We start from the raw sequence: 25,550 nt of genomic DNA, 5'->3' as shown, positions 1-25,550 counted from the left end.
CAAACCAATAAGGAACGAAACGATGAAATTTTCAGCCACTCTCTTCGCATGCATTACTTTGAGCTTAGTTTTAGTCTCTGAAACCGCATCCGCCGGTAACAATCGTTCTTCAGGAAAATCCTCAGGGCGATCTTCAAATCGTTCATCGAGTCGCTCTTTCAACAATCGTAGCAATCACAATAGCAGCCGGAATTCGCACAATCGTAACTATAGTCAACACTCATCCTCTTCACAGCGAAATCGGACTTCTTCCACGCAACGAAATTCGTCTCTGAAGCGAGTCACCCCCAAACAGAACTACCGGACGCCTCAGACTCAGAAGTTCACCCCCCAACACAACAACCAGAAATATTTGAAAAACACAAAATATAATACGACAAAAAACAGCGGCTTCTCCAGAACAAACAATTACAAATTTTCTCCTACTCATAAGCAGACCGTTCCCAACAGAACACAGAAGTTCAACGGCAAACATCAATTCAACCAGCAGCACAAACCAACACAGCGCCCATTCAAAACAAATTTTAAACCAGTAAAACATAACAACCATCACAATGGCCATCACGGGCACCACAACAATCAACACCATGGTCACCATGTTAATCACAAAGGACATCATAACGGCCACCAACACTGGAATCGTCCCTGGTGTCACATTAACTACCGTCCCTCATGCCCCTCTGTATGTCGTCGCTGGTACCCCGTTGTTTGTGCAGATCCAATTGTAACTCCTTGTATGATCACTGCCTGTGCTCCTGTGTCTTACAATGAATTCAACGAGCCATTTGCTGCAGCTCCTGCCATTGCCGAAGAAGAAATCGTTGCTGCCACAGAAGCCACTCCAGAACAGACAGAACCACAGCGTCTGGAATTGGTAGCGGGACAAAAGTTTCAATTAAGTGCAGAAGGACTGGGAACAGAACAGGGAATGGTTGTTCTGGAAATCAATGACATGGGATTACCAGCCAAAATCGTAAAGTGGGAAGACACGGCACTCGGTTTCCAGACTCCCCAAATCGGGCTGAGCAAAGCAACCGAAGCCAAAATGCACATTATGAACAAAAAAGGTCAGTTACTGGCAACACTGGATATCAACCTGTTACCAGAAGGAAGTGCAGAAGCAACCCAAGTCGCTGCAAATTAGTTGCTCAGGAGACAAGCGAAATGAATCCACTATAAAAAGAGCCTCCGCAGAAATCGGAGGCTCTTTTTTTCGTTTAGTCATGACCTGCAATTGCGCTAGTGTTTCAAACTCGAAAAGATGCCGCCCCCGTGATAGCCGGCCCGGCCCGTCAATTGTTCTTCTAACCGGAGCAATTGATTATATTTCGCTAAGCGCTCGCTCCGCCCCACTGATCCCACTTTTAATTGACCTGCCCCCGTTGCGACAACAAGATCAGCTATCGTAGTGTCTTCCGTTTCTCCACTGCGGGCAGAGACCACAGGCCAGTACCCATGATCAATGGCCATTCGCAAGGTTTCCAACGTTTCAGAGAGCGTTCCAATCTGATTCAATTTTATCAGCACACTATTCGCAGTCTGACAGTCAATTCCCTGCTGCAACCGATGACGATTGGTCACAAACAAATCATCACCAATTAACTGCACACGATGCCCCAGTCGCTCGGTTAGTTTCTTCCAGCCTGCCCAATCATCTTCGGCCAACCCATCTTCGATACTGATAATCGGATACGTATCCACCCAGCGTTCCAGCATATCAATTACATCATCGGAAGAAAGCGCTTCGTCACCCGTCGCATTCAAATGATAGGTGCCTGTTTCCGCGTTATAAAAATGGGTGCTGGCTACATCCAGTCCAATCGAAACATCTTCGCCGGGAACTAAGCCAGCTGCTTCAATCGCCGCCACAACAAATTTGACGGCTTCACTATTACAGCTTAGTTTCGGCCCATACCCGCCTTCATCCCCAATCAAGGATCCTTCATGCCCCGTTTTGTTTAAGATCTGACCAAGCCGACGATAGATCGTCACAATCCATTCGAAAGCCTGCCGATAGGACGTTGCGCCAATTGGCAGGATCAGAAAATCCTGAAAATCAAGATTCCGCCCCGCATGCAGCCCTCCCGAAATCATGTTAACCATCGGCAGCGGGAGCAACATGGACTGTGCCAGCAAAGAGGTCCGCTGGGGAGAATCCGTACCGGGCTTCGCAGAAGCATATTCTGACCAGATTTCGGCAAATCGTTCGACGGGGGATTGTTGTTGCGCCTCAGCAGCCGCGTATGCCGTTGCCAGAGATGCCCCTAAAATCGCATTCGCCCCCAGTCGCGATTTATTTTCAGTCCCATCCAGCTCACACAATTGGGAATCGATGGCGCGTTGGTCGGAAGCATCCTGACCGATTAAGAGATCTGCAATCTCGCGTCGTACATTTTCAACTGCCAGAGTGACCCCCAGCCCGTCAAAACGCGCGGCATCCTGATCGCGCAGTTCCACCGCTTCAAATTTTCCGGTGCTGGCACCACTGGGAACAATGGCTCTCCCCGGACGGGAATTCGCACAACAAATCTCCACTTCCACCGTAGGATTGCCGCGGCTGTCAAAAACTTCCCGTGCTTGAACATATTCGATTTGGGTCATGACAGAACACACTCCCAGACTGTCGTTGTAATTAGTAAATGCATTCACGACTGATTCTATGATCTAACATAACAGAATTCGCGTGAACCGTCACCTGAGTTACATTCAGGAATTCAGCATCTCCCTCAATCGCAAATTTGCTTTTTGCAGTGATTCGGGCGGGTCCAGGATCAGCGAAAGTGCAAATGAACGTACCTGATCCTGCATCAAAGACTCAGTCAGATAATCAACCGTACTCTTACCATCGACTCGCGCCAGCATACACGCCGCCAGATGTCGAATGGTTCGTCGTCCCAACTCCTGTTCTTCCAGTTGTTTTAACAGAGAAGCGTCGCCTTTCGACAAAGGGGACTGATTACTGACGTATTGCTCCCAAAACGATTCTGCCAACCGGATACAAGCATCGTTCTCTTGTTGATAATGAATGGCCTTCAGCAACAGATGGCTCAGAAAAAAACCGAGGTCAAACGCAGGGTCGCCATAATGAGCGGTCTCAAAATCGACAAGATGAATTCGCTGGTCAGTAATCAAAATATTCTTGGGACTGAAGTCTGCCAATACGAGACAGATCTGATGGGCGGACATCTCCTCAATCAAATCATCGACCCAGTCTTTGATATCGGGATGTGCTTTCACAATGAATCGGTAAAAAGGATCGATCCGTAGCTGGTCGAAGATTTCCCAATCCCCCCACTGATCGCGATACTGATCATTCAAAAAACTCTGGCGATGGATCGTACTTAGATAGCTTCCCAACTCCTTCGCAATATTCAGATCGAATTTTCCATCTAATAATTCTGCTTTCCAGACTTTATGATCTGCATCAATGGCTTCCATCGCAAACAGATAATTCTCTCGATCTTCAAACAGAACTTGAGGCACCACTCCCGCTGGCAGGAGATGCTGCAACTCCTGCATCACTTCCATTTCACGCCAGATGCGATCAAGCTGGCTGAACCACTCTGCCTGCGTCCGCAATTGTTTTCTGGACTGCTTAATCACAAAGTCAGCCCCCGCCCCTCGATCTATACGAATGACTACGTTGGAAACACCCCATGCCAGTGCCTCTGCGGATGCGACCTCATCAGATTCCAGGTGGTCATGGGCCTTCAAATACGCAATTACATTTTCCGCAGCGATCTCCTGGAGCATGAATCTTTCCCTATAAGCACAAAAGTGTTAATGGTTGTTAACGCCTGCTGCTATCGCAGGTTAATCAGTTCCTGCCACCTGCCGCTGGTTTCTGACGATTCCAGCAAAATTATTACGCCCCGTTTCATGTTCTGCTACTGATATTTACCACATAATCGTCACAATCTGATGCGCCATCCGATTTACCTGACCGGTCCTACGTAAATAGCCGTCATGCTGACTTGTGAAAAAGTTGGTTTCAAGACAACTTTTTGTTGCCAGCACCATTTAATATGCTGTAAGATAGTAATAATGAGTTAGTTGTACCAAATAGCTATTTCAGGATTAACAACCGAATTCTTTTCTTACACCGCGCCTGCGTGGTAACCTCTTAGTGAACCACAGGAACAATTTCTATGTTGTCCACAAAACCTGCTTCCCGATTATTGATGTTTCTTTCAGTTGGCTGTCTGGCACTCTGCCTGAGCACCAGCGTCGAAGCCGCGAAGAAATCAATCAAGCCACAGAAATACGATCCTTCTGCTGAAAAGGTCGACGATCTTTTTACCGCGATGGAATCAGGTTTAGTCGACGTCAAAATTATTGCCAAGAGTTCTAAGGGCGGCAATGTTTTGATTACAAATAATAACGCCAAACCACTCAACGTAAAACTGCCTGAGACATTTCTTGCAGTTCAGGTCCTGAAACAAGGTGCCCTTGGCGGTGGCTTGGGTGGTGGTGGTCTTGGAGGCGGCCTCGGCGGTCAGGGCGGAGGCGGTGGTGGAGCTCAAACGACTGGCGGAGGTGGCGGTGGTGCTGGCGGTGGCTTAGGTGGCGGACTGGGCGGAGGCGGTGGTGCTGGCGGTGCCGGTGGTGGTTTCTTCTCAATCCCTCCTGAAAAAACGGTTTATGTTCCTTATACTTCGGTTTGCCTGGAACATGGAAAAGCAGAACCCGCAGCACGTATGCAATACCGCATGGTCAAGACAGAAGAAATGGTCAAAGACCCTGCTCTTCAGGAACTGCTCAGATTCGTGGCAACAGGTCGTGTTAATCAACAAGCTGGACAGGCTGCTGCCTGGCATCTGGCCGATAAAATGAGCTGGCAGGAACTGGCATCCAAATCAGTCAAACATTTGGGTGGTGCTCCTGCTACAGCTTATTTCAACCCGGCAGAATTGCAGTACGCTACGCAATTAGTCGGCATGGCACACGAACGTGCTCGCAACCGAACAGAAACAGCCAGTAACACAGAAGAAAAATCAAAAACCAGAACGGAAACAGCCCGTAATTTTTCGAACTAATCAAGACTCGAAAAAACACGTTTCCATTTGATACAACAAAATCAGGTTCGCTTCGGCGAGCCTTTTTTTGTGCGCAACACTACCACTTGGTCTTCAACTGAGGTAATTTGGAAGGAAGTTAAAATAATCATTCCGTCATTACCATCGGAGTAAAGGACCATGATGCGCAACTTCAAAAAACTAGCCTACCTCACACTCTTCCTCGTTTCGCCCCTCCTGTTTTCCACACCTTCCCTGCAAGCAGCAGACAAAGAGCCTTTACGTATTATCTGCTTTGGAGCCCACCCCGATGATGCAGAATACAAAAATGGTGGCACAGCCGCGCTTTGGGCGCAGCAAGGCCATAAGGTAAAACTGGTCTCCGTAACCAACGGCGATATTGGTCACTTTGAAATGGCCGGAGGCACTCTGGCACAAAGACGAGCGGCTGAAGTTAAAGCAGCCGGCAAAATCCTGGGCGTGGAATCTGAGGTTCTGGATATCCATGATGGAGAATTATTGCCCACACTCGAAAACCGAAAAAAAATTGTGAAGCTGATTCGCGAATGGAAAGCCGATCTGGTCATTTCACATCGTCCCTGGGACTATCATCCTGACCATCGCTATGTAGGAGTACTCGTTCAAGACGCCGCGTTTATGGTGACGGTCCCCTACTTCTGCCCTGACATTCCTCGCTTGAAAAAGAATCCCGTCTTTATGTATTCCAGTGACGGTTTCAAAAAGCCATATCCCTTTCGACCTGATGTGGTCGTTGCCGTTGATAACGTGTTTGATCAGAAATTGAAAGCCGTCGCCCAACTGGTTTCCCAATCACTGGAAGGGGGCGCTGGAGGCAACCCGGAACGCGCCGCGAAAGTACCACCGGCCAATCCACCGGAACTACGCGTTGAACATATCCGCCCTTCCTGGTCACGCAGACAATCTTCAGAAGCGAATAAGTACCGAACAGACCTGATTAGCATTTATGGCGAAGACATCGGGAAGCAAATCAAATATGCTGAAGCATTTGAACTGTGCGAATATGGTTCTCGTCCTAACAAAAAGATGCTCCTCAAACTATTTCCGATTGAAGCATCAATCCCAAAAACTGACAAATAAAACGCTGACCGGTTTTATTTGAAACGAATTCGGAATGAGTTGACTCACCAAACCTTGAGAGATGATTCTGATGCATCTCTCAAGGTTTTTAGCATTATGGGCTGGTCAAATGCCGTCATGCTGGAAATAATTGACTTTAGTCGTATCTACCTATTAGTATGTACTACACAACGATCAGCCCGGGGACTTACCTGTTCTCCCCTGTTGCGGTGGCGCAGCAGTGGCCCTCCAGAGACGCACCCAGATCGTTGAATTGCCTGACAACAATGAAGGCAAGTAAATGAATCATAATTTTCTCCGCACTATCAGTTGGCTGTTCTTTCTATTCAGCCTGATTATCAATCCCTCTTACGTTTTCGCCAAAGACGCGAAAGCGGACTCTGCTAAAATCGATTTCGAGAAACAGATCAAACCCCTGTTTCAGGCCAAATGTTATTCCTGCCACGGTCGGGAAATGCAAGAAGGCGGTTTTCGGCTCGATCTGAAAAGTCGTGCTCTCGAGGGAGGCGACAGTGGCTTGGCAATCACACCCGGAAATAGTCAGAAAAGTGAATTCTATCACCGCATCGCGGGAACAGGTAATGGCGATAAAATGCCCCCGGAAGGGGAAGGTACGCCGCTCTCACCTGAAGAACTCGCACTCGTCAAACGCTGGATCGATCAAGGCGCAAAGTGGCCGGAGTCTGCGAACTCAAAAGACAAACTCCCTGGCTCAGACCACTGGGCATTCCAGCCAGTGAAAAAAGTAACTCTCCCTCAGGTCCAAAACAGTTCCTGGAGCAAAAATGGGATTGATGCGTTTATTCTTCGAAAACTGGAACAGGAAAAAGTACAACCCTCAGCGGAAGCAGATCGGAGTACCTTAATCAGACGCGTTTACCTGGATTTAACCGGGTTACCTCCTTCAATAGAAGAATGGGAACGCTGGACACAGGACACCGATCCCAACTGGTACGAAACACTGGTTGATCAACTTCTGGCATCACCCCATTACGGCGAACGCTGGAGCAGACACTGGCTGGATCTGGCGCGTTACGCCGACAGCGATGGATTTGAAAAGGATAGCAAACGCCCTCATGCCTGGCGCTGGCGTACCTGGGTCATCAATGCATTGAACGAAGACATGCCCTTCGATCAGTTTTCATTAGAACAACTGGCCGGTGATTTATTACCCAAACCGGCAACCAGTCAATTAGTGGCAACCGGATTTCATCGCAATACGTTAATCAACCGCGAAGGGGGAACCGATCCGGAAGAAGACCGTGTCAAACGCACGATTGATCGCACCAATACACTGGGATCGGTCTGGCTGGGAATCACGGTCGAATGCAGTCAATGCCATACACACAAATACGACCCGCTCACACAACGCGAATATTATCGACTGTATGCCTTCTTCAACTCGTTGACCGAACCCGATATTGGCGCGCCACTCCCCGAAGAACAAGCCACCTTCATAAAAGCAAACCAGATCTATCAAAAAGATCACCAACCACTTGTCAAAGCCATACGCGAGTATGAACAAAATCAACTTGCCAACGCTCTCGCGAACTGGGAAAAGCAAAACACTGAGAAAAAACTGATCTGGTCAGTTCTGCAACCTGAGACTGTAGACGCCAAACAAAACACAACGCTAAAGATTCTGCCTGATCGCTCCATTCTTGCTGCAGGCGAAAATCCCGGCCGCGCAGAAATCTATACAATTACCTTTAAAACAGACTTACAAAAAATCAGCGGCATCCGCCTGGAGGCACTAACCGACCCAAGCCTTCCAAAAAATGGACCTGGCCGCAGTCCCTCCGGTGATTTCGAATTAACCATGCTCACGGTTAAAACAACGTCTTTACAAGATCCTGCGGCAACCAAAGAGATCAAGTTACAAAAAGCACAGGCCAGCTTTGAAATGGCCGGGTATAAAGTAGACCGCGTGATCAATAACAGCCCGCACGCCGGCTGGTCGATCAGTCCTCAGCAGGGTAAGAAACAGAGCGCCACATTCGAAGCGAAAGAGGCATTCGGATTTGAAAAAGGCACGTTGATTACCGTCTCGTTACAACAGTCCTCAACACGGAAACTATACCATAATCTGGGACGCTTTCGTCTATCGCTCACAACGGGCTCCAAACCGCTCTCTCTGAACGGAATAACGGATTTAATTGTCGAGACTCTGAATATTCCCCAAGATCAACGAACCAGTGATCAACAACAGGAACTGTTGGAGTATTACCGCACAATCGATCCTCAGTTAAAGATACTGAAACAAGCTGAACTGGCACATCGTAAAAAAGCACCACGCAATCCCACTGAGACGACCAAGGCCCAGGTTGTCAATCACCTGAAAACACCTCGCAAAACCCGCTTACTGGTTCGTGGAGATTTTTTGAATCCGGCCGATGAAGTGAAACCGAACACACCAGCAATCCTGCCATCTCTCAAATCGAAAAATCCAAATCGTATCGATCTGGCCCGCTGGCTCTTCGATCCCAATAACCCGTTAACGGCACGTGTCACCGTGAATCGTATCTGGAGTCGCTATTTTGGGCGCGGTATTGTTTCCACGATAAATGATTTCGGCACACAAGGAGAACCCCCTTCGCATCCGGAACTTCTGGACTGGTTAGCCACACAATTTCGTGACCACAACTGGAGCCTCAAACAGCTCCACAAATTAATTGTGATGTCAGCCACGTATCGACAGTCCTCTCACACAAGACCAGAACTTGCAGAACGTGATCCTTACAATATCTGGCTGTCACATCAGAACCGCCTCCGTGTTGAATCCGAAATCATCCGAGATCAGGCTTTGAGCGTCAGTGGTTTAATCAAACACAAGGTTGGTGGACGGAGTGTCAATCCCCCCCAGCCCGAGGGGGTCGCCAGTCTGGGATATGCTAACTCTGTCAAATGGCCCACCAGTAAAGGCGATGATCGGTACCGACGCGGCTTATACACATTCTTCCAGAGAACAGTCCCCTACCCGATGTTGATGACATTCGACTCTCCTGATTCGAATTTAAGCTGTACCCGCAGAGAAAGATCAAACACCCCACTGCAGGCACTGACCATCTGGAACGATCCCGTGTTCTTTGAATGTTCACAGGTACTCGGAAAACGCATTGTTGAAGAAACACAGCAAAAGGATGCCAGCCTGACTGCCCGCATCAATCGTGCATTCCAACTCTGTCTGGCCCGGCAACCGTCTCAAGCAGAACGCACTATTATCACACAACTGTATGAGGAACAGATTCGATTCCTAAAGTCAGATCAGACTGCCGTCAGCGAGTTGACCAAGTCACAAAAGATCCCGGCTGGCAGTACCCCACAAGAAGTCGCCGCCTGGATCATCATTGGACGAGTTCTTTTGAATCTGGATGAATTCGTAACACGTGGTTAATTGCCTGAACGCCTTTTAAACCAAACAATTTTATAATATTCGGATCGAAGAAATGATGAATCCCTATTCTGATTCCTTAAATCTGGCTCGGCGTCGCTTCCTGATGAATTCCTCGTGCAGTGTTGCCAGTTTTGCACTCGCTGCGATGATGGAAAAAGAAGGCCTGCTGGCTTCAGAAACCAATCTAACTAACCCACTGGCACCGAAAGACTCTCATTTCCCGGGGACCGCTAAAAACTGTATTTTCATTTTCCTGGCAGGTGGTCCCAGTCAAATTGACTTGTATGATCCTAAACCCAAATTGCAGGAACTCAACGGACAACCGCTGCCGAAAGAACTGACTGATAAAGTTCGATTCGCTTTCATCAACAAAGAAACAGCGACCTTAAGTGGCTCGTCTCGGAAATTCACCAGGTACGGTGAATGCGGAACAGAATTCTCAGACGTGCTCCCCAAAATCGGCTCCTGCGCAGACGATATCGCACTGATTCGTTCCATGCACACAGAACAGTTTAATCATCATCCCGCGCAGCTCATGATGAACACCGGCGTTGGACGTTTTGGCCGCCCCAGTGTCGGTTCATGGCTGAATTACGGGCTGGGAAGTCAATCTAATAACCTGCCTGGCTATGTTGTACTGACGGCCGGACGCGGTGCCAGTGGTGGTGCCTCGCTCTGGTCAAGCGGTTCCTTGCCTTCCACTTATGCCGGCGTCTTATTCCGAAACAAAGGGGAACCGGTTCTTAACCTGAATAATCCTCCTGGCATCAATTCGGAAATTCAAAAATCAGGTTTGGAAGCGATCAAACAACTGAATCAAGAACATCTGACGAAAACAGGGGATGCAGAGATTGCCAGCCGGATTGCCAGCTACGAACTTGCATTTCAAATGCAATCATCGGCTCCGGAACTCATCGATTTATCCAGCGAAACGAAAGAAACACAAGAAGCTTACGGCGTGAATCGTAAAGGCGACAGCAAAAAGGGAAAACGCGGTGGAGGCTCAGGTACAGAAGGGGCATTTGGCCGCAACTGTCTTCTGGCGCGCAGACTGGTTGAACGAGGAGTACGCTTTATCAATCTGTATCATGCCTCATGGGACCACCATAGCGGCTTGGACGCGGGAATATCCAGAAATGCTGGCATTGTCGATCAGCCAGTCGCAGCACTACTCAAAGATCTCAAACAACGCGGGTTGCTTGACTCCACACTTGTCGTAATGGCAGGTGAATTTGGGCGAACTCCTCTCGGTGAAAATCGAACAGGCTCAAAAGCCGTCACCGGACGCGATCATCACCCGGGTGCATTCAGTCTCTGGATGGCCGGAGGTGGCGTGAAAGGCGGACAAGTGATCGGAAAGACTACCGAACTGGGTTGGTCTGTTGAAGAAGACCCGGTCCACATCAATGATTTCCATGCCACTCTGCTGCACTTGTTTGGCTTAAATCATCTCAAGCTGGCGCAAAAATTTGGTGGGCTGGATATCCGTCTAACAAATGTCGGAGGAAAAGTTGTTGATAAACTCATCGCCTGAAAGAGACTGACCTCTCAAAATACAACGATCAATCTTATGGCAATCTGATTTCACCGCCGATGACTAGACCGTGTAGTTTGTAGCTATCAAGACTGTTCTGAGCCTGCAGTGAAACACCAGTGGTAGGATTCGCACTCGAAGTATTGTAATAGATAATCGAATCGGGGCGGGCAATCTGACTTGCCCACAAGAAATTGTACCCCACGTTAAATGTGAAGTTTTCACTCAGATGAAATCGAGCATTCAACCCAAATTCGAATGTGGGTGAAAATCTTCTTTTCGAAATGTGGGTCACGTGAGTGGGATCTGTTGCATCCAGGAATTGATCCGTTAAAACACTTCCCTCGTAGTTATTTATACCAAACCCAACTTTAGGCTGTGCCGAAATGGTAAACCAGGGATGCACAAATTCCATCCGAATCCCTGCCTGGGGAACATACAGTTTATTATTAGTAGTAGAATTGACCGTCGATTCAAACAGACTAACAGGAACAGTCAGAGTCAAGTCTTCAAATGATCCGCGAATATTCATCTCTTCCCCGATTTTCAAATAACGAAAACCAACCAAAGGGCGAATCTGTAAACCACCTGCTCCATAGTAGGTTCGGAAGAAAAGGCTTTCTGTATTAATTACGTAGTTACTTTCCACGCCCCAGGCCTGTGTCTGATAAGTCGCAGAAAACGTTTGATTAAAATTTCGACCAGTCGAAGCAGCCAATTGCCCGTCTAAAAATGTCTGAATCGAAATCATGTCTGTCTGCCCAAAGGTTGGACCTAACAAATCATTGGGCTCATAAGAGACCGAACTACTATCGGACTTCATTCCAAAGAAAACCGTTTCAAACGTGCCACCATTGAAATCAATTCCAAACGTTCCTCGAATTCCATTTGCACCGTTCGCACCGATCGAATTCAGATCTGCTTCTTTTGTCGAAAACAAGCGTCCGTCGGCATCAGTAAACGTATAAGAATTTCGCGGATCATTCCCAGATGTCGTCTCTGTACCAATTAACTGATTTCCGGGTGGCGCTTTCCAGAGCAGATACTCGAGTCTCATCCAGCTGTTTTGCGCTAGATTTTTAAACAAGCCATCCATCGGATGATCATAGGCCCACCCTCGATCAACGGGTAATGCCCGAGAAATCATCTCGGACTGATCTGCCCCGCCATAATAATCGGATTGATATTGATTCACAGTTTGGTAATCTACTGGCCCCTGTTCGTAATTCATGGGAGCCTGATTACCAGGATGATAGCCAGCTTGTGAAAAAACAGCCCCTGGTGAAACAGGTGAAGCAGCACGTCCATACTGAGCCTGCGCAGAACGGAATCCCACCCCTGACAGGAGAACAATCATTCCAAGCATTAATCGGTAGACCGGGTTTACCATGTTGTACTTCAATCTCATTATAAAGAAGTCTACAAGCCGGAGACTCTACAAAATAGCCTTGAAAACAAGGCTGATCCAGCAAACAACGCCTCTGCAGCGCAAGATTTTCTGCGTGAAGAGTATTAGATATATCAAAGATATCGGTTATGTGGGTTATTCGACTTGTAGGAATCCTGCGTTCTTGGGCAGAAAGTTGGGATCCCGACCAGGAACCAACCACAAAACAGGAAAGATAGGAACGCAAGGGAACACAGACAGCGTTGCTGTAAGATTTACAACGCAGAAAGAGCTCGAGAAGACGCGTCAGGCTTGTTTCAACGCCTGTTTTAATTTGGCGCGCTTACCAGAACGATAGAGCACCAAAAGCGGAATCACGCCAGATAAGAGCAAGACCGCCCCGAACACGGGCCTGGCGACCATCCAGACAGCTGACATCAGAATCAGAGTGAGGCTCAAAGAACTGAGTAGCGCAAATAGGGTAATGCCACGTCCCACGAAATTACTCAGCAGGGGAATTTTTTCAACCAGCACAACCAACGGTTTAAAAAGAGTTGCCAGTCCCAGAAACAGAATAACCCAACCCGCCATCCGAAATCCCCAATTCCACCCCGTTGTCGACTGCAGGTTTTGAGTTCCAACGGGAGTTTCTGCTTCATTCTCAGACGATTTTTTCTGTGTTTCCGAGATCACAGACTGTGCCTGTTCAATATTGAGCTCACGATCCAGAATCGTGGTTTCGTTATGCCATAATAAAAACAGCCCCGCAATCATAAACACGATCCCCACACCGAGATTTTTTAAAGCGGTTTTGAAGCGTTTACTGAAGGAATTCGCTGAATTGGTCTCAGTTTTCTGGTTCATTAGATCTGACTTAAGAACGGGGAATGGGAACATCACCGCGTTTTCAATTACGATGCCGGCGGTTGACTGGAGAGACTCTCCAGCACTTCTTGTGTTCTGATAATCTGCTCGGGAGTCACAGTCAAATAGTGCTGCTTTCCCTTAGGATCAGCTGAATATTCAAGCTTTCCCTGCGCGTTGATCCTAAATTTCCCAGGTGCCGATAGCCCGAAATAGTTCCGATCGGGTCTCACTGCATAAAGAACACTTGTTAAATCATACGTTGGACGATCATAGGGCATTTGATGCCATAATTCATATCCGATTTTGACAGGATGATGTTTTATATAGTTGTAATCATTCAGAATACTCGTCGCGCGATTTTGAATCGCACGACCGACTTCCCAACCACTAACGACGACCGGAATCTTGTCCGGCCACAATTCATACAATGAGCGTGCCGCGGGAACATCAACTCTGACATTATATTCATGGAACGAATCAGGCTTTCCCTTATCAAAACGGCCCATCATTTGTGATAGTAATTTGACCTTTTGCGCTACTAATTCCTGACCCGAAAGGGGGCTGAACTCGTCACCGGGAGATTGTAGCAGACGCATAATATTGGTCGAAAATCCAACCACAACCAGAACCACGGACTGATCTGCTTGTGCAGCCAATGTTTTTCGTAATACGCTTACAGCTTCGGGAATTTCCTCTGCACGTTGAAATTGACGAGGAAAGACCGGTTTGCCATTCTCAGAATATTCAACTACCTTTCGCACATAAGAACCATCCTTAGGTGTAACTCCCTTCTGAACACGTCCTAGAGGAATTTCAGGGCGGCCGTAAAACGTGTTAACCACATCACAATACAGTGCTGAATAGGGATTGTCTTTACTACTGGTGACGGCCAACAATTCACATTCGCCCCGCGACTGCAGCGCATGGAGCACTGCCAGAGCCAGGGCATCATCAATATCATTCCCGATATCGGTATCAAATATCAGCTTCACCGGCTCTCCTGCTATCACAGAGGGCTGAAGCACAGAAATACTTAAAACAAGGGATAAACACACCAGAATCGTTCGCATAACCAATTGTTTCTCGAATAATATGAGGATTTCGGAAATGGTTTTATTCAAGTCAGGATAGAGTCTCATTCTGAAAATGACAATCATTCAGATAGATGATTCCATGATCTGGAATTCTTTACAGGGGGACAACCGGTATGCAATGAAATTCCAATGAAGTTTTTGTATTATGAGTTTCAACATAATCATTTTCATATAGCATTTCAGGAATAGTTTTCGGACGACAAGGGTTTTTAAATGCCAGAGCAGTGTTTTTTGGGAGTCGATTTAGGCGCTGAGAGCGGTCGCGTATTAGCAGGAATTCTGGAAGACAAACAGATTCGCCTCGAAGAAATCTATCGCTTCAGCAATGGTCCTGTTCCCGTGGCAGGAACGCGCCGATGGAATGTGATCGGACTCTGGTCTTCCATTCTCAAAGGCCTGTCATTGGCGGCTCAAAAGTATGGAGACCGGATCATTTCAGTCGGCGTCGATACCTGGGGAGTTGATTATGTACTACTTTCACAGAAACAGGAGCTCCTGGGACAACCGTACCACTATCGAGATCCCCGCACAGAAGGCATGTTGAATCTGGCAACGTCTCGCGTACCTCAGCAGGAAATCTTTGATGCCACCGGCCTGCAGTTTATGGAGATCAATACACTCTATCAATTGTTGTCGATGCAGCAGACCGACCCGGAATTATTAAAACAGGCAGAGACATTTCTATTGATGCCTGATTTCTTCCACTGGCTGCTCTCGGGTAGTCAAGTCGTGGAATTCACCAACGCGACCACCACCCAATGTCTGAATCCGGAAACGGGAGACTGGGCAAACGATTTATTAAGGCAGCTCGAAATCCCGACTGGTATGTTCCCCAAAGTTGTTCCGCCGGGAACGAAGCTTGGCACGCTTCGTGCTGAAGTCATGCAACAGACGGGGCTCGGGAAAATTGATGTCATTGCACCGGCCACACATGATACCGCTTCAGCAGTCGCAGCCATTCCGACATCTCACACCGGAAATCCAGACTGGGCCTACATCAGTTCCGGGACCTGGTCTTTAATGGGAGTCGAAGTCAATTCTGCCGTTCTCGGCAAACGGGCATTTGAGTTGAATTTCACGAATGAAGGAGGCATTGACGGAACCTATCGGCTGCTGAAAAACATTATGGGGCTCTGGTTAGTCCAGGAATGTAGACGTGCCTACGAACGTCGGGGGAAGACACTGGACTACTCTGAGTTAGCTAAGGCAGCTGCGTCCGCAGACGCCTTTCGCTCACTTGTAGATCCGGATGATCCACGATTCCTCAATCCTGACGATATGCTGGAAGCAATCAAAAGCTACTGTGAAGAAACCAGTCAACCGGTCCCGGAAACCGAAGGCCAGTTCATTCGCTGTGCCCTGGAAAGTCTCGCCCTCAAGTACTGCAAAGTTCTCGGTTGGCTGGAAGAACTGACAGGCACTCCGATCGAAATCATTCATATCGTCGGCGGTGGTACAAAAAATGAATTATTAAACCAGTTCACAGCGAACTCCTGTCAGGTTCCTGTCGTGACAGGCCCGGTGGAAGCCACCGGATTCGGAAACGTCTTAGTCCAGGCCAGAGCAGCAGGTTCGGTAAGTTCGCTTGCAGAAATCCGAGAAATTGTCAGGAACTCCACTGAAACGAAAAGATATGAACCGTCTGACAAGGATCTCTGGGAGCAGGCAAATCAACGATTTGACATCATCCTGAATGCCAAACAGTAAACAAACAGGGCAAATGGTGATCGCCAGCAGAATGCTTGCCGTCTGTATCAGAAACCTATATCATCCCGGTCTGGAATTATTTTTAATTACGACTTTCATCCAGCTTCATACAGTTAGAGAGTAGAATAATGGGTCTGTTTGACCGCTTAAAACGTGGATTGCAAAAAACAAAAGAAGTCTTGCGAACTGATGTCCGTGACTTATTCAAAGCGGGCGAAATCCTGGATGACCAGAAGATCGAAGAATTCGAGGCTCGCCTCATCAAAACCGATATGGGTGTGGCTGCCTCTTCTGCCATCTGTGACGAAATTCGTACAAAACATGGCGGCCGAACTGTCATTCTTGAAGAAATTGAAGAAACAGTCAAAGAGAAGCTGAGATCCTTACTTGAAGGGGAAGGTGACACCAAGTGGGATCTTGAAGACCCTCTGTCGCCACTGAATAAAAACCCCGATGGAATCACTGTTATTCTTGTAGCGGGCGTGAATGGAGCGGGAAAAACCACGTCCATCGCCAAGCTGGCTAACCTGATTCTAAAACAAAACAAAACGGTTTTATTAGCGGCAGGAGATACGTTCCGCGCTGCTGCTGTCGAGCAACTCACAATGTGGGCGAACAGACTGGGCTGCGATATTGTAACGCGACCAGATGGAACCGATCCTGCCAGTGTCGCCTACTCCGGTTGTGAACGCGCTCTGGAAACCGGCGTTGATTATTTAATTATTGACACGGCTGGACGCTTACAGACTCATACAAATTTAATGGAAGAATTGCAAAAAATTAAACGTGTGATCAGCAAAAAAATTCCCAATGCACCACACGAAAGCCTTTTGGTTCTGGATGCGACGACCGGACAAAATGGAATCAGTCAGGCAGAGAATTTTACGAAAGCTGTCGAGTGCACCGGGCTAATTTTAGCAAAATTAGATGGCACTGCTCGTGGCGGAGTCACTGTTGCGATCCGCCAGAAGATGGGTATCCCCGTCAAGTACGTCGGCGTTGGTGAGCAAATAGATGACCTGGAACTCTTTAATTCGCAGGGATTTGTCGACGCTCTTTTCGCCTAATGCCTTGAAAACAGGCTCGCCTTAAAACCTTACGCAATTGCCATTTCTTCTTCATTTCCCACTCAGTATTTTCTGATGTGCTCGAAATACGCGCATCTTAAATGACATTTACCATTTGGTAAAATATACTGCTCCCGAAATATAGCGAACCATGTATGACCCTCCCGATCATACAAGATTTGCTTGACGTATCTCTTTTCATCAAAACCACTACGGAAAATTCCGATATTCCGAGTTAGAGCCATCGTTTTGTTAGCGCTCAATGTTTCGACCATAACAGGTCAACTAATTCTAACGATGGATGACTGATTAGACCGTCAGTATGGCTTCCACTACGAAATGTTTTGGAACGCATATACGCCTCCCTTCTGACGGTATGGAGACCAAGCACCTTACACGTGTACTCAGGAGTAAATAAAATGCAAAAGTTGAAAGAATTGAAGAGAAAAGCCAGACTGACTGGGCTCCTTTTAAGTGGGCTGGGTCTCATGGCTGTATCACCTGCATTTGGCGGTGATGCCAGTTGTGCCCCTTCTTGCACACCAGCACAGCCCAAAGCTTGCTGCACGAAAGTGTATGAAGAAGCTGGAGACAAGCTGGCTGTAGAACTCGAACGGTTAACAGCAGAATGCTGTGCCCCCAAGACCTGTACTGATCCCAACACCTGCTGCGGAGAAGAAGCATCCAGCGATGATGGCGATTGCTGCAGTGGACGTCTCACTCGTCTGTTCGATGACTGTGATGGCTGTGGTAATTTCCTGGACGATAATGGCTGGAAACTCAGCGGTTGGTTGGAATTCGGTATTACCTTCAATGGCAACCGTCCTCAAAACGATTTGAACACACCGGGTGTGGGATTCAACCAGGCTGACAGTCAGTTCATGTTGAACCAGCTCTACTTCGTTCTGGAAAAAGACGCTGCTGCCAACGAAGACTGCTTCGGTTGGGGTGGTCGTGTTGACCTGCTCGTCGGTTCTGATGCTGCCGATACTGCAGTATTCGGTGGTCCAAATAACACACCTAACTTCGATGGAACATGGTCTGGCAACAACACTGCAACAGCCAACCAGATCGGGCTGGCGATGCCTCAGTTGTATGCATCGTTATATGCTCCTATCGGAAATGGTGTGACATTGAATGTTGGTCACTTCTACACCGTCATCGGATACGAAGTGGTTCCAGCTCCCGATAACTTCTTCTACTCGCATGCCTATACCATGCAGTACGATGAACCATTTACCCACACTGGTGCTCTAGCCAGTACAGACCTGAGCGACAACGTCTCGCTGACTGGTGGTATTACAACCGGTTGGGACGATTTCGATAATCAGAACAACGAATGGAGTTTCCTCGGTTCTATTGGCTGGACCAGTGACAGTGAAGATACTTCACTCACGTTTGCCATCAGCTCTGGTGGTGAAAATGACGCATTTGGTGGAACATCAAACTTGACGGTCTTCAGTATTGTTGCACAACAAAAACTGAGCGACAACATGTCTTACGTGTTCCAGCATGACCACATGTTCTACAAAAACGGTGACATCAATGACCCTGGTCAGAATGCTGAATCTTACGGCATCAACCAGTACCTGTTCTACGAAATGAGTGAATGTGCTCAGGCAGGGGTCCGTGCTGAATGGTGGCGTGACCACAACGGTACTCAGCTCGGAACAGCAGGAGCAAACTATTACGAAGTCACAGCAGGTTTGAACTACAAACTGAACTCCTGCTTGCGAATTCGTCCTGAAGTTCGCTGGGACTGGTCTGACAATGCTTCTCCTTGGACAAATTCCAGTGGAGCTGCTAAAAACAGTCAGTTCACAGTTGGTACAGACGTCATTCTCGTCTTCTAAGACCAAAGGGTAATCAACCACCCAACTCAATCAGAGAAACCTGGTTGAGTATGCCATAATAAAAGAAGCCTTCTTCAAACTTTGAAGAAGGCTTCTTTAATTTTGTGTCTGCAGCATGGATCAATGTTTGAAATGCCGACGACCAGTGAAGACCATAGCAATCTGATGCTCATTGCAGGCTTCAATCACTTCTTCATCGCGGACGGAACCTCCCGGCTGAATGATCGCAGTAACACCGGCCTTAGCGGCTTCGTCAACGCCATCGCGAAACGGGAAGAAGGCATCCGAGGCTACAATGGCCCCTTTGCTTCGTTCACCGGCCTTGTAGGCAGCGATATAGGAAGAATCCAGCCGACTCATCTGACCAGCGCCGACACCAAGCAGCATTTCATCTTTTGCCAGAATAATCGCATTCGATTTGACATGACGGCACACGATCCAGCCAAAAGCTAAATCATGTAATTCCTGTGCCGTTGGTTCACGTTTTGTGACGACCTTCCAGTCAGTACTGTCATCTCGAAGTTCATCTTTCTCCTGGACCAGTAAGCCTCCCGAAACTCGTCGATAATCGAGACTGGCAACCTGAGGAGGTTCCATCATTGGACACTTCATCAAACGTACATTTTTTTTCCACTTCGGCTTCGTAGTCAATAACTCAAACGCTTCCGGATCAAAATCGGGAGCAATAATCGCTTCGATAAACCGGTTTGGTTCGCATAGTTTTTCTGCGGTCTCCCGATCTATGGGACGATTAAAACTCATGATGGAACCAAACGCACTGACTGGATCGCCGGCATAGGCTTTCTCAAATGCATCTGCAAGCGACTCTGCAGTTGCACATCCACAAGGATTTGTATGCTTGATCACAACGGCAGCCGGTTTGTCAAAATCACTGGCAATCTGTAAGGCCGCATCCAGATCCAGGAAATTATTATAAGAGAGTTCTTTTCCGTTTAATTGCTTAGCCTGTGCCACGCTCGCAGCAGGAGGTTGTTTTTCAACATAAAAAGCAGCACTCTGATGAGGGTTCTCCCCATATCGCAATTGATCTCTACGAACGAGATTAATACTAATCTGCTCGGCGAACCGAGAGTCTGTACCTTCCTGTGCCGGTAACACAGAAGACATATAATTCGCAACGGCACGATCATAACAGGCCGTCATTTCAAATGCTGCTGCTGAAAGTTCGAGGCGAAACTCCGATGTCAAAGGGCCTGCCTGTAACGTATTCAACACACGACTGTATTGCCCCTCGGAAGTAACAACCCCTACGTAAGCATGATTTTTGGCAGCGGATCGCACCATACTCGGGCCGCCGATGTCAATCTGCTCAATGGCTTCTGTTATCGTCACATCAGGTTTGGCAATCGTTGCTTCAAATGGATAAAGATTACAGACGACTAACTCGAAAGGCACAATCTCGAACTCTTTGATCGCAGCGGCATCACCGGGTAAGTCCGGTCGACCTAGAATTGCGCCATGCACTTTTGGATGCAGGGTCTTAACACGTCCATCCATGATTTCAGGAAAGCCCGTGTACTCAGAGATGTCGATGACATTTACCCCCTGCTCTTCCAGATAGCGGCGGGTGCCTCCTGTTGATATAAACTCAAAGCCTAATTCAGCGAGACCTTTCGCAAAAACATCAAGGCCTGATTTATCACTGACACTCACTAAAGCACGACGCGGATGCGAATTACTCATTTGTTTCTTAATCAATCGCCTGAGAATGTAGAAAAACCATTGCCTTTCTACGGAGTATAGAATTGCCCTGAGTGCTGAAGAAGCTGATTTTGCTTCGAATTGACAGGCATAATGCCACCAGACACTCAACGAAAAGTCAGTTTAGCTGCAAAGCAGTCAGAAAACAAACCTGCAGAAGCTGACGTTAATGAAAGCGAACGCCTCTTTATTATTCAGTATTTGCATCCGCTGGAGCCGCCGCTGCTGCTCCCTCTGCCTTGCTTGTCTCGGGAGCGATTTCGGGCAAAATAGGATAGCGATCCTGGTGTTTAAACCGAATCGGAAAGGGCAGATCATTTTGCCTTAAGCACATAATTAAGCCTGATTCTGAACAACAAAAAATACGATCTGTCCGTTCATTCATCAATTTTATCTTGTATTTTCGCAGAGGAACAGCGGAAAGCACTGCACCATCGGTACGGGAAAGAATCAGCAAATTTCCAATCTCGTCTGTGGCATACAGGCGGGTTGGTGAGAGCGACACAAAACTGGAACCGAGTGGCTGCCACCATCGTTCCTGACCCGTTTCGGCCGAAAGTTGAAATAGCCCTTTCTTTCGAGATGAAAGATAGACTTCATTATCAAGTACTGTTACTGGCTTCAGGATCGGAAACGAAGTACGAATTCTCCAGCGCACAATACCGTTTAAAATATTCAAACAATACAGATTCTGATCTTCAGAGGCGAGAAAAACGCTCTTCTCATTCTCAGCTAAACTGGCCGAGATAGGGGCATCTGTCTCAAATTGAAACGTGAGCTGACGACTATTCAACGTGACCGAATAAAGCGACCCGTCCTGGCTGGCAAACAAGAGTGTACGGTTAGTAACAACCGGAGGTGTTGTGATCCTATCACCAGTCTGATAAGTCCAGCGAATCGCACTTTGCCGCCAGGCAGGAAGCTTTGATTCATTACTCAACTCATTCAATTTCCTCAAATCCCAGGCATAGACCCGCCCACTTAAGGTTCCTACATAAACAGTGTCATCATCAACTGTGGGACTGGTGGATGCAGAACCGGGAAGTTGCAGTTCCCAGTCGATTTCACCACTCAACCTGTCAATGGAGTAAAGTTTAATACCTACTGTAATAAAGACATATTTTGAATTGGAGACCGGAGGATAGCTGACATTATTACCGCGTCCCAGTTGAGTGGCCCACAGTTTTTTACCGGTCTCATTGTTGAAAGCAGTGATGATTCCCGCTGTCGAAAGTGCATATAAATTGATTTCATCCAGGGACAGATGAACGATTCGATCTCGCTGCGGATCAACAGTCGCCTGCCCCCACCACACACGATCCAAATCGTATTGCACTAATTCCCGTGGTGAAAGTAGAGAGATGCCTACTGAAGATTCATTGAATCGCTGAGCTAAAAGACAGTCATTCATAGAGACTGTCAGCAATAACACCAGACAACTAATCGTCAACTTCTTCCAAACAGACATATGATGTTCTTTTCAAGTTTGATTCAGGAAACAGAGTATTATTGAGGAACGGGACGGCCTCAATGACTGAAACCACAGTACGGAATTCGCTCTTTTGAAGTTTACAACACGAACGCGCCCTATTCGAATTCTGTCTTTATAAACAGACTTAGAATGCGGAGCCCGTCCTGCTGAGCATGGCTCACTCCACCCATTCTACCCACTCATCCATTCCGGAATCCAGCTTTGTTCGGGATAGATTTCGAGAATTTCCAGTACCAAGACTGAACATTTCAGTGTTATTCTCACCATTTATAGATTCACAAGCGAATAATTTCACGAAACTGCTTTTTAAGAACGGGGTATTATTCTGCAAATTTAGAATCACCGGTAAAATTGGATCCCTTCATTTTAGGTACTTCCGAATCCTGAATCTAAAGTCTACAATAGACAAGCCTGATAAATCATTTTCGATTCCACCTCAAACAGCCGATTTGTATCAGTGGAAATCAATTCGAATACCAACAATTTTAAAAGTGAACTGGTATGAGAACAAACATCACAAACGCTGACTCATCCTGCAAAACATTTTTCGACTCAATTGTGATTTTCGGCCTATGTATGAGTGCTAATGCTTTTGCCTGCACTCCTGCCCGGGCTGATCTAATCAAGCTCAAAAACGGTGGTGAGATCCGGGGAAAGCTCTTAAGAACAACGTCGGGATCGACAGTGACCCGCGTGATTCAAACTCTCTCAGGGGGATCGATTACCATCGATTCTCAAAATATTGAATTCATCACCAACCGTTCGCTTTCGATTGAGGAATATGATTCTCGGTCCAAAGAAATTGAGGATACGATCGAAGCGCATCTCAAACTCGCTGACTGGAGTTTAAAGAATCATCTGAATTCACAACGTCTTGAGCAATTGGAAAAAGTAATTCAACTCGATCCTGAGCATACCAAGGCCCGTGCGGCACTGGGATATACAAAGCGGGACGGAGAATGGATGACGCGAGATGAGGCAATGCGCAAGAATGGTTACATCAAATACAAAGGCCGTTATGTTTCCTCTGCAGAACTCGAACTACTCGAGAAAAATCAAGCAGATCTGGAAGCAGAACGAAAGTGGATCAAGAAAGTAAAACTCTGGCTGATTTGGATTAATGGCAATGATTTGCTGCAACAGCAGGAGGGCATAAAAAATTTCCAGGCTATTCATGATCCGCATGCGGTTGCAGCCCTGGCGCGTTTGATGGGAAAGCATCAACACATCGCCATTCGGTCGCTGCTGATCACAACCCTCGACCAGATTCCTGGTGATCAACCACTTCGACCGCTGTCCGAACTGGTTCTGACGGATCCAATCCAGATAATTCGTAATGCTGCCCTTGAAGTACTCACGAAACGGGATGCGACTCGTGCAATCGCCTATTTTATTGAGGGTCTGAAAAACAAATCGAACATAATTGTCCAGCGCGCAGGCCAGGGACTGGAAGAGATCGGAAACCGAACAGTCGTCCCTGATCTAATCGCAGCTTTAACCACGAATCATACTTATCGTGTCAGGGTTCCCGACACGACATCTACATACAGCTACAATACGAACGGCACATTCGGCGGCTCGGGTGTGATTCTACCTCCGGATATTGAAGCAGGTTTATTAGCAGGCCGCTATCCGAATGGAGTGATCGTACTTCCGTCCCGACAACCCAAAGTACAAATGCGAACAGTCTCAGTAAAGCATGTGCATCAGAACGAAGCTGTTCTGCTCGCATTACAAAATATCACTCAACAAAATTTTGGCTACAATGAGAGGCTCTGGCGACTCTGGTGGGCTTCAACCCAGAATCAGACGGGGGTGGTTCCCATCATTCAATAAATCCCGGGAACTGACTTTTGGTAAAGCTCGTGCCAGATCAATGTGCCAGATCAATGTGCCAGATCAGTTTTCGGCAAATTCTAAAGCATCGCGCAACCCGTCGAGATGCGAATCGTAGTTTTTCCAGCGATCCAGACCGGAACGATTCATCGGACGGCGGACTTGCCAGTTACTTGCTGTCGTGACTGGTCGATTGTTGTCTTGAAAGTTTAAGCAACGGTCATCCCAATCGACATCGATATAATCGATCAGCTTTCTGGAGACATCCTCCTGGTTCTCAACCAGATCAGAATAATGTAACTCAAACGGTGCAACCGGCAAAACGTCCTTCCAATGCTGCATCAGCCGTTCGTATTCACGGTAGTAGAGCCCCAGATGTGTTAGATCAAACGAGTAATCGTGCCCGCGACGGAAACGCTGAAAATAGCAGGAAAGGCAAGTATCAAGTGGATGCCTTTGACTATGAATGATTTTTGCCTCAGGCAACATCATGGCAATCAATCCGAGATAGAGAAAATTGCCAGGCATTTTATCGATAATACGAACAGCCGAATGGTCAAATGTCCGTAAACGACGCAAATAAGCATCTGCAAAACCAGAGAAGATCTGTTCTGGAATATGAGCGAGGTATTCCGGATAATCGACTTTCTGTGTCGCATGCTGCCTCATTGTGCCAGCGATACTGGCAATGTCCGGTAGCTCCCCTGCCCCATGCACTTCGGGATGACTGGACAATATCTGCTCTACCAGTGTCGTGCCGGTACGTGGCATTCCCACGATAAACACCGGAACGTTACTGGGATTTCCTACTGAAGCTAATCGCTGGATCATCTCAGCAGAAAATACGGAAATTACGCGGTCGATTTCCATTCTGAATTGATCAATGTCAAACGGAGTTTTCTTGAAGCGATTTCCTATTTCATAAAACGAAAACGCTTTTTCGTAGTCCTTAATATCGTTAAAGATTTTCCCAGCTGCAAACCCCAGAAAGCAGCGATCCGCGTCAGACAGATCTGAACGCGCTGCCTGCTGCTCGAGCATTGAAATAATAGGATCATCGGTTTTGAATTTTCGGGCTGCTGAATAATTGAAATACGCTTCAGCATAATCGGGCTTTAATTCCAAAGCCGTCAGATAATGTTGCTCGGAAAGTTCGAAGTCTCCCACCAGACGATAGACTGCAGCCAGATTGTGATGAATTTCGGCAACCTGCGGCTTGAGTGCAATTGCTTTCTTCAGTCGTTCGATGCCCGTCGCATACTCGCCGCTGTTCGAAGCCGCCAGGCCATAGAAATGCAGAAAATTAGCATTATTGACATTTGCCGGGTAAAACGGCGTTAATAGATCTTCTGCTTTTTTTGCCTGATTGGCTTGAAGCAATTTGATTGCTTCAGCGAGGAGTTTAGCCATATTTTCCTTGATACTGCAACGAGACAAATTGAGAAAGAATCTTGAGAGAAATC

Annotated in this window: 18 protein-coding genes; 9 read left to right on the top strand and 9 right to left on the bottom strand. The window is 47.3% G+C overall.

The annotated features are described in order from the left end of the window. Positions 1-229: 229 nt before the first annotated feature. Positions 230-634, bottom strand: a complete 405-nt coding sequence (locus AAC022_RS07025) for a hypothetical protein (RefSeq protein ID WP_339729443.1) — start codon at positions 632-634, stop codon at positions 230-232. Positions 635-736: 102 nt separating this feature from the next. Between AAC022_RS07025 and AAC022_RS07020 the strand changes: the two genes are divergently transcribed. Beyond that, positions 737-1,144 (top strand): hypothetical protein, encoded by a 408-nt coding sequence (locus tag AAC022_RS07020; protein ID WP_339729440.1) that lies wholly within the window; start codon positions 737-739, stop codon positions 1,142-1,144. 95 nt (positions 1,145-1,239) lie between these two features. Here AAC022_RS07020 and eno read toward each other — a convergent pair whose 3' ends face one another. Further along, positions 1,240-2,601, bottom strand: coding sequence for a phosphopyruvate hydratase (gene eno, locus AAC022_RS07015; RefSeq protein ID WP_339729438.1), 1,362 nt, complete (start codon positions 2,599-2,601; stop codon positions 1,240-1,242). 105 nt (positions 2,602-2,706) lie between these two features. Next, entirely contained in the window at positions 2,707-3,753 is a 1,047-nt protein-coding gene (locus tag AAC022_RS07010; RefSeq protein ID WP_339729435.1) for a phosphotransferase, read from the bottom strand. Positions 3,754-4,148: 395 nt separating this feature from the next. Between AAC022_RS07010 and AAC022_RS07005 the strand changes: the two genes are divergently transcribed. From AAC022_RS07005 to AAC022_RS06990, 4 genes are all read left to right on the top strand, one after another. Beyond that, positions 4,149-5,036 (top strand): hypothetical protein, encoded by an 888-nt coding sequence (locus tag AAC022_RS07005; RefSeq protein WP_339729432.1) that lies wholly within the window; start codon positions 4,149-4,151, stop codon positions 5,034-5,036. Between the two features lie 159 nt (positions 5,037-5,195). After that, complete coding sequence (locus AAC022_RS07000; RefSeq protein WP_339729430.1) at positions 5,196-6,134, top strand: PIG-L family deacetylase; 939 nt, start codon at positions 5,196-5,198, stop codon at positions 6,132-6,134. Positions 6,135-6,414: 280 nt separating this feature from the next. Continuing rightward, positions 6,415-9,528 carry a PSD1 and planctomycete cytochrome C domain-containing protein gene (locus AAC022_RS06995; RefSeq protein WP_339729428.1) on the top strand — a complete coding sequence of 1,038 codons (3,114 nt, stop codon included), beginning with the start codon at positions 6,415-6,417 and terminating at the stop codon, positions 9,526-9,528. 52 nt (positions 9,529-9,580) lie between these two features. Continuing rightward, entirely contained in the window at positions 9,581-11,062 is a 1,482-nt protein-coding gene (locus tag AAC022_RS06990; protein ID WP_339729426.1) for a DUF1501 domain-containing protein, read from the top strand. A 34-nt stretch (positions 11,063-11,096) separates the two neighbouring features. Here the strand turns inward: AAC022_RS06990 and AAC022_RS06985 are convergent, their stop codons facing one another. From AAC022_RS06985 to AAC022_RS06975, 3 genes are all read right to left on the bottom strand, one after another. After that, positions 11,097-12,452 (bottom strand): BBP7 family outer membrane beta-barrel protein, encoded by a 1,356-nt coding sequence (locus AAC022_RS06985; RefSeq protein WP_339729424.1) that lies wholly within the window; start codon positions 12,450-12,452, stop codon positions 11,097-11,099. 303 nt (positions 12,453-12,755) lie between these two features. Continuing rightward, positions 12,756-13,313, bottom strand: a complete 558-nt coding sequence (locus AAC022_RS06980; protein WP_339729422.1) for a TMEM43 family protein — start codon at positions 13,311-13,313, stop codon at positions 12,756-12,758. 47 nt (positions 13,314-13,360) lie between these two features. Then, positions 13,361-14,308 carry a nucleoside hydrolase gene (locus AAC022_RS06975; protein WP_339729419.1) on the bottom strand — a complete coding sequence of 316 codons (948 nt, stop codon included), beginning with the start codon at positions 14,306-14,308 and terminating at the stop codon, positions 13,361-13,363. A 315-nt stretch (positions 14,309-14,623) separates the two neighbouring features. On the opposite strand from AAC022_RS06975, the gene rhaB reads away from it, so the two are divergent. The 3 genes from rhaB (at position 14,624) to AAC022_RS06960 (ending at position 19,037) form a co-directional block, all read left to right on the top strand. Further along, complete coding sequence (gene rhaB / locus AAC022_RS06970; protein WP_339729416.1) at positions 14,624-16,117, top strand: rhamnulokinase; 1,494 nt, start codon at positions 14,624-14,626, stop codon at positions 16,115-16,117. Between the two features lie 128 nt (positions 16,118-16,245). Next, complete coding sequence (gene ftsY, locus AAC022_RS06965; RefSeq protein WP_339729413.1) at positions 16,246-17,184, top strand: signal recognition particle-docking protein FtsY; 939 nt, start codon at positions 16,246-16,248, stop codon at positions 17,182-17,184. Positions 17,185-17,672: 488 nt separating this feature from the next. After that, positions 17,673-19,037 carry a porin gene (locus AAC022_RS06960; protein WP_339729411.1) on the top strand — a complete coding sequence of 455 codons (1,365 nt, stop codon included), beginning with the start codon at positions 17,673-17,675 and terminating at the stop codon, positions 19,035-19,037. A gap of 120 nt (positions 19,038-19,157) precedes the next feature. Here the strand turns inward: AAC022_RS06960 and purH are convergent, their stop codons facing one another. Both purH and AAC022_RS06950 read right to left on the bottom strand, forming a co-directional pair. Then, complete coding sequence (gene purH, locus AAC022_RS06955; protein ID WP_339729409.1) at positions 19,158-20,741, bottom strand: bifunctional phosphoribosylaminoimidazolecarboxamide formyltransferase/IMP cyclohydrolase; 1,584 nt, start codon at positions 20,739-20,741, stop codon at positions 19,158-19,160. A 208-nt stretch (positions 20,742-20,949) separates the two neighbouring features. Then, the gene (locus AAC022_RS06950; RefSeq protein WP_339729406.1) at positions 20,950-22,227 is read right to left on the bottom strand and encodes a PQQ-binding-like beta-propeller repeat protein; all 1,278 of its coding nucleotides are present in this window, start codon (positions 22,225-22,227) and stop codon (positions 20,950-20,952) included. A gap of 600 nt (positions 22,228-22,827) precedes the next feature. Between AAC022_RS06950 and AAC022_RS06945 the strand changes: the two genes are divergently transcribed. Beyond that, complete coding sequence (locus tag AAC022_RS06945; protein ID WP_339729404.1) at positions 22,828-24,087, top strand: hypothetical protein; 1,260 nt, start codon at positions 22,828-22,830, stop codon at positions 24,085-24,087. 63 nt (positions 24,088-24,150) lie between these two features. On the opposite strand, the gene AAC022_RS06940 is transcribed toward AAC022_RS06945, so the two are convergent. Further along, complete coding sequence (locus tag AAC022_RS06940) at positions 24,151-25,497, bottom strand: sulfotransferase (RefSeq protein ID WP_339729401.1); 1,347 nt, start codon at positions 25,495-25,497, stop codon at positions 24,151-24,153. Positions 25,498-25,550: the final 53 nt, after the last annotated feature.

The sequence above is a fragment of the uncultured Gimesia sp. genome (assembly GCF_963976445.1).
GTDB lineage: Bacteria > Planctomycetota > Planctomycetia > Planctomycetales > Planctomycetaceae > Gimesia.
This window is presented reverse-complemented; position numbering and strand designations above follow the sequence as displayed.